The sequence below is a fragment of the [Clostridium] citroniae WAL-17108 genome (genome assembly GCF_000233455.1).
In the GTDB taxonomy this organism is placed as follows: Bacteria; Bacillota; Clostridia; order Lachnospirales; family Lachnospiraceae; genus Enterocloster; species Enterocloster citroniae.
In genome coordinates this window covers 73,345-85,411 of sequence record NZ_JH376420.1, presented here as the reverse complement: position 1 = coordinate 85,411, position 12,067 = coordinate 73,345, and the positions used below count along the sequence as shown (strand labels likewise).

Below are 12,067 nucleotides of genomic sequence, written 5' to 3'. Positions count from 1 at the left end.
AAACAGAAAGGTTAGATGGACAGGTGACAGCCGGATGAGCTTAATCATAGCGGTGCTGATGCTGGGAATCATTATCATGATTCACGAGTTCGGCCATTTTTTATTTGCAAAATTAAATGGGATAGGTGTGATCGAATTTTCCCTTGGTATGGGACCAAGGCTTATAAGCTTTGAAAAAGGCGGCACCAGGTATTCCTTTAAGATACTGCCCTTTGGCGGCTCCTGCATGATGCTGGGAGAAGATGAAAATGAAGCGGATGAGCACGCATTCAACAACAAATCTGTTTGGGCCAGGATCTCCGTGGTGGCGGCAGGACCCATCTTCAACTTTCTTCTGGCCTTCCTTTTGTCCATGGCCCTGATCGGGGCTACCGGATATGACACTACACAGTTAAACGGTGTGCTGGACGGCTATCCGGCCCAGGCCGCGGGAATGCAGGCAGGGGATGTGATCCGGTCCATCAATGGCAGAAGGGTGCATTCCTACCGGGACATTAATATGTACCTGTTCACTCACCCCCAAAAACAGGTGGAGGTCACCTGGAGCAGGACTGATCCGTCCGGGGCAAAGCAGACCTACAGCGCAGAGCTGGCGCCTGCTTATTCCCAGGAGAACGATCAGTATATGATCGGTGTGCAGTTTGACCCGGCCCCCAGACAGGTGGAACATGTGGGACAGCTGCTCCTTCACGGTTTGTATGAGGTCCAGTATTGGATCCACTATGTGTTTGACACATTTTATATGATGTTCCACGGGCTGGTGTCCCTTAATGATATCAGCGGTCCGGTGGGGATCGTTACGGTAATAGACAGCTCTGTGGACGAGGCGTCCTCCTACGGCGTATCGGCCGTGGTCCTGATGCTGATGCAGCTGACCATCCTGCTCAGCGCCAATCTGGGAGTGATGAACCTTTTGCCCATTCCGGCTCTGGACGGCGGAAGACTGGTGTTCCTGATCATTGAGGCGGTAAGAGGAAAGCCGATTGACAAGGAGAAAGAGGGAATGGTACACATGGCGGGAATGGTAGTGCTCCTGGCGCTGATGGTACTCATCCTGTTTAATGATGTACGCAAGCTGTTTTAGCAAAGGGAGATGAAAGATACATGTTCAGGAATCATACAAAAACAATCAAAATTGGAGACAGGGTCATAGGGGGCGGCAATCCCGTCCTGATCCAGTCCATGTGCAATACAAAGACAGAGGATATAAACGCCACTGTGAACCAGATCCACAGACTGGAGCAGGCGGGCTGCGACATCATCCGGGTGGCGGTCCCCACCATGGAGGCTGCAGGGGCCTTATCCTGCATCAGGAAGGAGATACACATTCCCCTGGTGGCGGATATCCATTTTGATTACCGTCTGGCCATTGCCTCCATTGAGAACGGGGCGGATAAGATACGCATCAATCCCGGCAATATCGGGGACCGTGAAAAGGTAAAGGCAGTTGTGGATAAGGCAAGGGAATATGACATTCCCATCAGGGTGGGTGTGAACAGCGGTTCCCTGGAGAAATCTTTGCTTGAAAAGTACGGCGGTGTGACGGCGGAAGGGATCGTGGAGAGCGCGCTGGATAAGGTAAGGCTGATTGAGGATATGGGGTATGACAACCTGGTGATCAGTATCAAATCATCTGATGTGATGATGTGTGTCAAAGCCCATGAACTGATCGCCTCCAGAACCGGATATCCCCTTCATGTGGGAATCACGGAGTCAGGAACCCTTTCTTCCGGCAATATCAAGTCATCGGTGGGCCTGGGGATCATCCTTTACCAGGGGATCGGGGATACCATAAGGGTGTCCCTCACAGGGGATCCGGTGGAAGAGATCAAGTCGGCCAAACTGATCCTGCGCACCCTGGGACTGAGGAGCGGGGGGATAGAAGTGGTATCCTGTCCCACCTGCGGCCGCACGCGGATCGATCTGATCGGGCTGGCAAACCAGGTGGAAACCATGGTCTCTGAGTTTGACGACCTGGATGTGAAGGTAGCTGTTATGGGCTGCGTGGTAAACGGACCGGGTGAGGCCAGGGAGGCGGATATCGGTATTGCAGGCGGTGTGGGTGAGGGCCTTCTCATTAAGAAAGGGGAGATCATCCGAAAGGTACCGGAGGCAGAGCTGCTGCCGGTGCTGCGCTCAGAACTGGAGTCCATGCGGTCCTAAACAGCCGCATAAAACTGATGAATCAAAAAAGGAATAAACAACGGAGAGCATACAGAAAGAAGTAGGGATATATGGAAAAAAGTTTCCTGGAAGTATTTCCAACTCTCAATATCGCGGAATCATTAAAAGAGCTTTTAGGCTTGGTGCTGGTGGAAAAGGTTACCACCACCAGGGATAGAAGCTCTATCCGCATTTATCTGAAAAGTCCAAGACTGATACATAAACAGAATATATATGACCTGGAAAAAGGGATCAAGGACCAGCTGTTCCCGGACAAGCAGGTGACCATAAAGATCCAGGAAAAGTACAGGCTGTCGGAGCAGTATACCCCAAAGAAGCTTTTGGATATGTACAAGGAAAGCCTGCTTTTGGAACTTAAGAATTACAGCATCATTGAATATACCATGTTCCGCAAGGCGGATATCCGCTTTGACAAGGAAGATCTGATGGTATTGTCAGTGGAGGACACCATTGTCAACCGGGATAAGACCGGTGAGCTTAAGCGTGTGCTTGAAAAAGTGTTTGCTGAGCGCTGCGGCCTTCCCGTAGAGGTGGGATTTGCCTTTGTGGAACCGCAGGGAAGTGACCGCAGGCGGCAGATTGAGCTTAAAATGGAGCGGGAGGCCCAAGCCATTTACTGGCAGAATCACAAGGAGGAGCTGGCAGCCATGGGGGCTTCCTTTTCCACCGAGGGGCTGGAGGGCCAGGAACTGGTATCCGGAGGCGCCACAGGAGGAAAGCAGGAATTCATGGACTCCGGCGCGGCGGATAGCGCTCCCTGGGATACCCTTATGGCCCAGGCTGCCAGCGGCGATATAGGCGCAGGTCCTGACAGTTCCGGCGCACCAGGCGCAGCGGCTTCCCAAAAAGGGGCACAAGGTGCTGCTAGGGAAAAACCGCAGCTTAATAAAGGCAGGAAGGGCTGGGGCAAGGATAGGGATAACGGTTTTGGGGATGACAAGAAGTATTCCGTCAAGCGTTCCAATAATCCCGATGTGCTGTATGGTCGTGATTTTGAGGATGAACCCATGGAGATCGAGAAAGTGGACGGGGAAATGGGTGAGGTGACCTTAAGAGGAAAGATCCTTACCTGTGAAAACCGGGAACTGCGCAGCGGTAAATTTATTTTGACTTTTGATGTCAGTGATTTTACGGACACATTGACCGTAAAAATGTTTATCCGGCCCGAACTTTTTGACGAGGTAAAGTCAGTGATCACCCCCGGAATCTTTATCAAGGTAAAGGGCGTGACCACCATTGATAAATTTGACGGTGAACTGACTCTGGGCTCCATTGTGGGCATCAAAAAGACGGATGATTTTACCAGTAAGCGCATGGACAACAGCCTGGAGAAAAGGGTGGAACTCCACTGCCACACCAAGATGAGCGATATGGACGGCGTGTCGGAGGTAAAACACATCATCAAAAGGGCCAAACAGTGGGGGATGCCGGCAGTGGCGGTGACTGACCATGGCTGCGTCCAGGCATTCCCGGACGCCAACCACTCCCTGGACAAAGGGGATACCTTTAAGGTCATATACGGCGTGGAGGGATACCTGGTAGATGACACCAAGCAGCTGGTTGAAAACTCAAAGGGACAGAGCTTTGAGGACAGTTTTGTGGTATTTGACATAGAAACCACTGGATTCAGTCCCAAGAAGAATAAGATCATAGAGATCGGCGCAGTGAAGGTGGTGGACGGTAAGATAACCGACCGGTTTTCAGCCTTTGTAAACCCGGATGTGCCCATTCCCTTTGACATAGAAAAACTTACGGGCATCAATGATGCAATGGTGCTTCCTCACCCAAAAATCGATGTGATTTTGCCGCAATTTTTGGAGTTTGTGGGGGATTCGGTCCTTGTAGCCCATAATGCAGGGTTTGATGTGGGATTTATCAGCCATTTTGCCGAAGAGCAGGGGCTGCCTTTTAACCCCACGGTCCTGGATACGGTGACCATCGCAAGGCTGCTGCTTCCCAACCTGAACCGTTTTAAGCTGGACACAGTGGCAAAGGCGCTGAACATTTCCCTGGCAAACCATCACCGGGCAGTGGATGATGCAGGAGCCACGGCAGAGATATTTGCTGCCTTTGTAAAAATGCTCAGGGATCGGTCGGTGACGGACCTGGACGGCCTGAATGGGCTGAGCACCATGGATACGGCCACCATCCGAAAGCTGCCCACCTATCATGTGATCATCCTGGCCAAGAATGATATCGGGAGGGTCAACCTGTACCGCCTGGTGAGTTGGTCCCACCTGGAGTACTATGCAAGAAGGCCCAGGATCCCCAAGAGCATCCTTGACAAGTACAGGGAGGGCCTTATCATCGGTTCCGCCTGTGAGGCGGGTGAGCTGTATCAGGCCCTGCTTCGCGGTGCCCCGGATGCGGAGATCGCAAGGCTGGTGAACTTCTATGATTATCTGGAAATACAGCCCCTGGGCAATAACGGATTCATGCTCCGGGATGAGAAGAGTACGGTAAAGTCCGAGGACGACCTGATCGAGATCAATAAAAAGATAGTGGAGCTGGGCACACAGTTTAACAAACTGGTATGTGCCACCTGCGATGTGCATTTCCTGGACCCCCAGGACGAGGTCTACCGGCGGATCATCATGGCGGGCCAGGGATTTAAGGATTCGGATGACCAGGCGCCCCTGTATCTTAGGACTACGGAAGAGATGCTGAAGGAATTTTCTTACCTGGGACCGGACAAAGCCCATGAGGTGGTGGTCACCAATACCAGGAAGATTTCGGATATGTGTGAGAAGATTTCCCCTGTCCGCCCGGATAAGTGCCCTCCTGTCATTGAGGATTCCGATAAGACGCTGACCAAGATCTGCTATGACAGAGCCCACGAGATGTACGGCGAGGATCTGCCCAAGATCGTAGTGGACCGCCTGGAGAGGGAGCTTCATTCCATTATCACCAACGGGTTTGCGGTTATGTACATCATTGCCCAGAAGCTGGTATGGAAATCCAATGAGGACGGATACCTGGTTGGCTCCCGTGGCTCCGTAGGCTCCTCCTTTGTGGCCACCATGTCGGGTATCACGGAGGTAAATCCCTTAAGCCCTCATTACCACTGTCCAAACTGCCGTTACTATGACTTTGATTCAGAGGAAGTAAAAAAGTTCTCCGGTATGGCGGGCTGCGATATGCCGGACAAATCCTGCCCAGTGTGCGGCACACCCCTTGAAAAGGATGGATTTGATATCCCCTTTGAGACGTTCCTTGGATTTAAGGGGGATAAGGAGCCGGATATCGACCTTAACTTTTCCGGAGAATATCAGAGTAAGGCCCATGACTACACGGAGGTTATCTTTGGAAAGGGACAGACCTTCAGGGCCGGGACCATCGGTACATTGGCGGATAAGACTGCATTTGGTTATGTGAAAAAATACTATGAGGAGCGGGGGACCAGGAAACGCAACTGCGAGATCAACCGCATTGTCCAGGGCTGCGTGGGGGTCAGGCGTACAACGGGGCAGCACCCGGGCGGTATTATTGTACTTCCCCTGGGGGAGGAGATCTATTCCTTTACCCCGGTGCAGCACCCGGCCAATGATATGACCACCTCCACCATAACCACCCATTTTGATTACCACTCCATTGACCATAACCTGCTGAAACTGGATATACTGGGACATGATGATCCCACCATGATCCGTATGCTTCAGGACCTGATCGGCATTGACCCGGTTAAAGATATTCCCCTGGACAGCAGGGAGGTCATGAGCCTGTTCCAGAACACATCGGCCCTGGGGATCACGCCGGACGACATTGGGGGCTGTCCCCTGGGCGCCCTGGGAGTGCCGGAGTTTGGTACGGATTTTGCCATGCAGATGCTTTTGGATACCAAACCAAAGTATTTCTCCGACTTGGTGCGTATTGCCGGTCTGGCCCATGGTACGGATGTGTGGCTGGGCAATGCCCAGACCCTGATCCAGGAGGGAAAGGCCACCATTCAGACAGCTATCTGTACGCGAGATGACATTATGGTCTATCTCATTGCCCAGGGCTTGGAGGAAGGATTGTCCTTTACCATTATGGAGAGCGTGCGTAAGGGCAAGGGGCTTAAGCCCGAGTGGGAGACGGAAATGAAGGCCCATGATGTTCCGGACTGGTATATCTGGTCCTGTAAAAAGATCAAATACATGTTCCCCAAAGCCCATGCGGCCGCCTATGTTATGATGGCGTGGCGTATTGCTTACTGTAAGATCTTTTATCCCCAGGCTTACTATGCGGCTTTTTTCAGTATCCGTGCCAATGCGTTTTCCTATGAGATCATGTGCCAGGGCCGGGATAAGCTGGAGTACTATCTGGCGGATTACAAAAAGAGGGTGGATACCCTGTCCAAGAAAGAGCAGGATACCCTGAGGGATATGCGTATTGTCCAGGAGATGTATGCCAGGGGATATGATTTTATGCCCATTGATATTTACCGTGCAAAGGCAAGGCATTTCCAGATCATTGACGGAAAGCTGATGCCCTCACTCAGCAGTATTGACGGTTTGGGCGAAAAGGCGGCCGACGCAGTGGTGGATGCGGTAAAGGACGGCGCCTTTCTGTCCATTGAGGATTTCAGCAACCGTTCCAAGGTCAACGGCACCCTTTGCACCCTGATGTCAGACCTGGGACTTTTAAAGGACCTTCCCCGCTCCAACCAGCTGTCCCTGTTCGATTTGTAAGAGAATGGTTGTATTAATTTGTAATATATGGTAAATTTAAATTATACGTAACAGTTCATGACCGGCTTTTCCGGTCAAAAAGATGAGCCGTCCTGAACAGCTACAATGGTACATAGCAACATTCAACCACATCTTAAGAGGAGGAATTAAGCTTATGAAAAAAAGACTTTTGGCATTGGCGCTGACAGCAGTTATGGCCGGTTCCCTGGCTGCATGCGGCGGCTCAGGCGGAGGTACCACCACGGCGGCACCAGCTGCCACCCAGGCTCCTGAACAAAAGAGCGGCGAAGAGAGCGGGGCAGCCACAAAGGCAGCTTCAGAGGCAGCTTCATCCCAGTCCGGTTCCGGCGGGTACGAACTGGCCCTTGTGACAGACCTTGGAACCATTGACGATAAATCCTTTAACCAGGGCGCCTGGGAGGGACTGAAAAAGTACGCCGAGGAGAACAGCATTTCATATAAGTATTACCAGCCCCAGGAAGGGACTACGGATTCATACCTGGAGACCATCGGACTGGCCATAGAGGGCGGTGCCAAACTGGTGGTGTGTCCCGGTTTCCTGTTTGAGGAACCTATTTTCATGGCCCAGGATAAGTATCCGGATATCCACTTTATCCTGTTGGACGGTGAGCCCCATGACGCGGACTATAACTATAAGACGGGCGACAATGTAATGCCCATCCTGTTCCAGGAAGACCAGGCCGGTTTCCTGGCCGGTTATGCGGCTGTGAAGGACGGCTATACCAAGATGGGATTCATGGGCGGCATGGCTGTTCCTGCCGTGATCCGTTTTGGCTACGGCTTTGTACAGGGCGCTGAGTATGCGGCGGAAGAAGACGGTGTTACAGGCATTGAGATCATGTACAATTACACAGGCGGTTTTGCCGCGACACCTGAGGCACAGTCCATGGCAGCTTCCTGGTATCAGAATGGGACGGAAGTGATCTTTGGCTGCGGAGGCGCGGTTGGAAACTCTGTTATGGCAGCGGCCCAGGAGAAGAATGCCAAGGTGATCGGCGTGGACGTTGACCAGAGCAGCGAATCCGAGACAGTGATCACATCGGCTATGAAGCTGCTTTCCAACTCCGTCTATGACGGGGTAAAGGATTTCTATGACGGATCCTTCCCAGGGGGCAAGACTTCTGTTTTTACAGTGGCAAACAACGGCGTGGGTCTTCCCATGGACACCTCCAAGTTTGAGAAATTTACCCAGGAGCAGTACGATGCCATCTATAAGAAACTGGCGGACGGGGAGATCACCCTGGTCCAGTTCTCACAGGATAACAATAATCCTACCATGGATCTGACCTCACTGACTAACAGTAAAGTTACATTTGTAGAATAAATGCAGACAGGACAGCGGACAGAAACGTCCGCCTGACATAACCTGCGGCAGGGATTCATGACACACAGGGTGCCGTTTTGCGCGGCACCCTGTTTTAGTATATGGAGAACCATATGGATGATTATATTATTGAGATGTCAGGCATTACAAAAGAATTTCCCGGCATTATTGCCAATGACAATGTTACCCTTCAGCTGAGAAAAGGGGAGATACATGCCCTGTTAGGTGAAAACGGAGCAGGTAAGTCCACGCTGATGAGTGTATTGTTCGGGCTTTATCAGCCGGAAAAAGGAAGCATAAAGGTCAGGGGCAGGGAAGTGAAAATCAAGGGGCCGCTGGACGCCAATGCCCTGGGGATTGGTATGGTCCACCAGCATTTTAAGCTGGTGCATAATTTTACCGTGCTGCAGAATATTGTTCTGGGCATGGAGACTGTCAAGCACGGCTTTTTAAAGATGGATGATGCAAGGAAAAAGGTGATAGAACTGAGCCAACGGTACGGGCTTTATATTGATCCGGACGCCCTGACCGAAGACATCACCGTGGGCATGCAGCAGAGGGTGGAGATCCTCAAAATGCTGTACAGGGACAATGAAATCATGATCTTTGATGAGCCCACTGCGGTGCTGACGCCCCAGGAGATAGACGAACTTATGCAGATCATGCGCAGTCTGGTGGCAGAGGGGAAATCCATCCTGTTCATTACCCATAAACTGGAAGAAATCAAGGCGGTAGCTGACCGGTGCTCGGTGCTGCGCCGTGGAAAATATATCGGTACCGTGGAGGTGGATTCCATTTCCAAAGAGGAGATGTCGGAGATGATGGTGGGGCGAAAGGTGAGTCTCACCGTGGAAAAGACCGAGGCAAAGCCGGACCGGACCGTTCTGGAAGTGGAGCATCTGTCCGTCCAGTCCAGCATGGAAGGTCACGCCAAGCTCCTTGTAAATGACGTAAGCTTCCGGGTGCAGAGGGGAGAAATCGTCTGTATTGCCGGGATTGACGGCAATGGTCAGGCTGAGCTGGTCCATGCCATTACAGGTCTGGGGACTATAAGCGCCGGCAAGGTCACATTAAACGGGGAGGACATTACAGGAAAGAGTATACGCCGGCGCAACACTCAGGGACTCAGCCACATTCCCGAGGACAGGCACAAGCACGGCCTGGTCCTGGATTATAATCTGGCATACAACCTGGTGCTGCAGCAGTATTTTGAGCCCGGATTCCAGCGTTGCGGCTTTCTGGACAATGAGGAGATCTACCGGTATGCGGACCGGCTGATCCAGGATTTTGACATCCGCAGCGGTGAAGGAGCGGACACCGTGACCCGCAGCATGTCGGGAGGAAACCAGCAAAAGGCCATTGTGGCCCGTGAGATTTCCAGGAAACATGACATCCTGCTGGCCGTACAGCCCACCAGGGGACTGGATGTGGGCGCCATTGAGTACATCCACAGGGAATTGGTAAAACAGAGGGACGCGGGGACCGCCATCCTTCTCATATCCCTGGAGCTGGAGGAGGTCATGAACCTGAGTGACCGCATCCTTGTGATGTTTGAGGGAGCCATTGTGGCGGATCTGAATCCCCATGAAGTCACGGTCCAGGAACTGGGATTGTATATGGCAGGCGCCAAGCGGCAGAGCGAAGCGGACAGAGAAGCGCACAAAGAGGCGGACGGAGAGGCAGGTGACACGTAATGAGCAAAGGTAAAAGATCGGGTAAACAGGATCATGTGGGTGTGCTGTCATCTGTATTTGCCATTATCATCGGTTTGCTGGTGGGACTCATCATACTTTTGATCTGCAATCCATCCCAGGCGTTTCCGGGATTCATTACCATCCTGACAGGCGCCTTCACCCATGGGTTAAAGGGCGTTGGGCAGGTGTTTTATTATGCCACCCCCATAATCCTTACCGGACTTTCCGTGGGATTTGCATTTAAGACAGGCCTGTTTAATATCGGGACTCCGGGACAATTCATAGTGGGAGCCTTTGCTGCTGTGTATGTGGGGATCATGTGCGGCGGACTGGGACCTGTCCATTGGATCGCAGCCCTGTTTGCGGCAGTGCTGGGAGGCGCGGTCTGGGGATTGGTTCCTGGATTGTTAAAGGCATACTTTAATGTAAACGAGGTCATCGCCTCCATTATGATGAACTATATCGGAATGTACATGGTCAACTGGATTACAAAAAGCTATAAGCCGTTGTTTAATAACCTGCGCAATGAGTCCAAGAATGTGGCGGTCACGGCCCAGATCCCCAAGATGGGGATGGATAAGCTGTTTCCTGAGTCCAGCGTCAACGGGGGAATCCTGATTGCCATTGCCACCGTGCTTTTGATCTGGATCATTCTCAATAAGACTACCTTTGGCTTTGAACTGAAGGCAGTGGGCTTTAACCGTGACGCCAGCAAATACGCGGGGATCAATGAGAAAAAGAGTATTGTCATGAGTATGGTGATCGCAGGAGCCATTGCGGGAATGGCGGGCGGACTGCTGTACCTGGCCGGTACGGGAAAACATATTGAAATTAAGGATGTCCTGGCTTCCGAAGGATTTACGGGAATATCAGTAGCCCTTTTGGGACTGAGCCATCCCATTGGAGTACTTTTTTCAGGGCTGTTTATCGCATATCTGACAGCGGGAGGATTTTATCTGCAGCTCTTTGAATTTTCCACGGAGATCATTGATATCATTGTGGCAGTGATCATTTACTTCAGTGCCTTTGCACTGATCGTAAAGACCATCCTGAGCCGGATCCACAGGGACCGGGAGAAAGGGGGCGGGCAGGCATGAGTGTGATCTATTTTATTTTCCAGCAGACCATGCTGTTTACCATTCCGCTGATGATCGTGGCTTTGGGCGGTATGTTCTCCGAGCGGAGCGGCGTTGTGAACATTGCCCTGGAGGGAATCATGACCATGGGGGCATTTACGGGGATCCTGTTTCTGAACCTGACCGGGGGAAGGATGAGCGGTCAGGCGCAGCTGCTTCTGGCCATCCTCATATCCACGGCCACCGGGGCGGCATTTGCCTTTTTCCATGCTTATGCATCCATTAATATGAAGGCTAACCAGACCATCAGCGGCACGGCCCTCAATATGTTTGCGCCGGCCTTTGCCATCTTTGTGGCAAGGGTGATCCAGGGGGTGCAGCAGATCCAGTTCAGCAACACCTTCCGGATTGAATCCGTACCCCTGTTGGGAAAGATTCCGTTTTTTGGGCCGCTGCTGTTCCAGAATACCTATATCACCACCTACCTGGGGATCCTGATCCTGGTCGTGTCCACGCTGGTGCTGTACAAAACCAGGTTTGGGCTTCGGCTGCGCTCCTGCGGGGAGCATCCCCAGGCAGCTGATGCGGCCGGCATTAATGTGTACAGGATGCAGTACGCGGGGGTGCTGATCTCCGGTATGCTTGGCGGACTTGGCGGGCTGGTGTTTGTGGTCCCCACTTCCACGAATTTTAATGCCGATGTGGCGGGATATGGATTCCTGGCCCTGGCCGTGCTGATCTTTGGCCAGTGGAAACCGGTAAAGATCATGTGGGCATCCCTGTTTTTTGGTCTGATGAAGGCAGTGGCGGCAGCGTATTCAGGGATCCCCTTCCTGGCAGCCACCGGGATCCCCAGCTATGTGTATAAGATGATCCCTTACCTGGCAACCCTGGTGGTCCTGGTATTCACATCTAAAAATTCCCAGGCCCCAAGGGCCTCTGGCATTCCCTATGACAAGGGGCAGAGGTAAGATCTAAGAGATAAGATCTATAGAGACAAGGGGTAAATGTATGAACCTGTCACTGTTCACAGAGGGCTCACAGAGACAAGGGGGCTCTGGAGAATCCCCGGTTGATATTTGACCGATAATATGATAA

At 52.0% G+C, this 12,067-nt stretch carries 7 protein-coding genes; all 7 read left to right on the top strand.

Annotated elements, in window-relative coordinates; all coding sequences use genetic code 11:
• Positions 1-34 precede the first annotated feature (34 nt).
• The 7 genes from rseP to HMPREF9469_RS00355 all read left to right on the top strand — a co-directional run bounded on the left by rseP (position 35) and on the right by HMPREF9469_RS00355 (position 11,940).
• A complete protein-coding gene (rseP, locus tag HMPREF9469_RS00385) occupies positions 35-1,084 on the top strand; it encodes an RIP metalloprotease RseP (protein ID WP_007857982.1) in 1,050 nt (349 codons plus the stop codon).
• Between the two features lie 20 nt (positions 1,085-1,104).
• Positions 1,105-2,163 carry a flavodoxin-dependent (E)-4-hydroxy-3-methylbut-2-enyl-diphosphate synthase gene (ispG, locus tag HMPREF9469_RS00380; protein WP_007857980.1) on the top strand — a complete coding sequence of 353 codons (1,059 nt, stop codon included), beginning with the start codon at positions 1,105-1,107 and terminating at the stop codon, positions 2,161-2,163.
• Between the two features lie 71 nt (positions 2,164-2,234).
• Complete coding sequence (locus HMPREF9469_RS00375; RefSeq protein ID WP_007857978.1) at positions 2,235-6,854, top strand: PolC-type DNA polymerase III; 4,620 nt, start codon at positions 2,235-2,237, stop codon at positions 6,852-6,854.
• Between the two features lie 154 nt (positions 6,855-7,008).
• Positions 7,009-8,199, top strand: coding sequence for a BMP family lipoprotein (locus HMPREF9469_RS00370; protein ID WP_007857976.1), 1,191 nt, complete (start codon positions 7,009-7,011; stop codon positions 8,197-8,199).
• A 113-nt stretch (positions 8,200-8,312) separates the two neighbouring features.
• A complete protein-coding gene (locus HMPREF9469_RS00365; RefSeq protein WP_007857963.1) occupies positions 8,313-9,893 on the top strand; it encodes an ABC transporter ATP-binding protein in 1,581 nt (526 codons plus the stop codon).
• Positions 9,893-10,990 carry an ABC transporter permease gene (locus HMPREF9469_RS00360; RefSeq protein WP_007857962.1) on the top strand — a complete coding sequence of 366 codons (1,098 nt, stop codon included), beginning with the start codon at positions 9,893-9,895 and terminating at the stop codon, positions 10,988-10,990. The genes HMPREF9469_RS00365 and HMPREF9469_RS00360 overlap by 1 nt, the downstream gene beginning before the upstream one ends.
• Positions 10,987-11,940 carry an ABC transporter permease gene (locus tag HMPREF9469_RS00355; protein WP_007857961.1) on the top strand — a complete coding sequence of 318 codons (954 nt, stop codon included), beginning with the start codon at positions 10,987-10,989 and terminating at the stop codon, positions 11,938-11,940. The genes HMPREF9469_RS00360 and HMPREF9469_RS00355 overlap by 4 nt, the downstream gene beginning before the upstream one ends.
• Positions 11,941-12,067 lie beyond the last annotated feature (127 nt).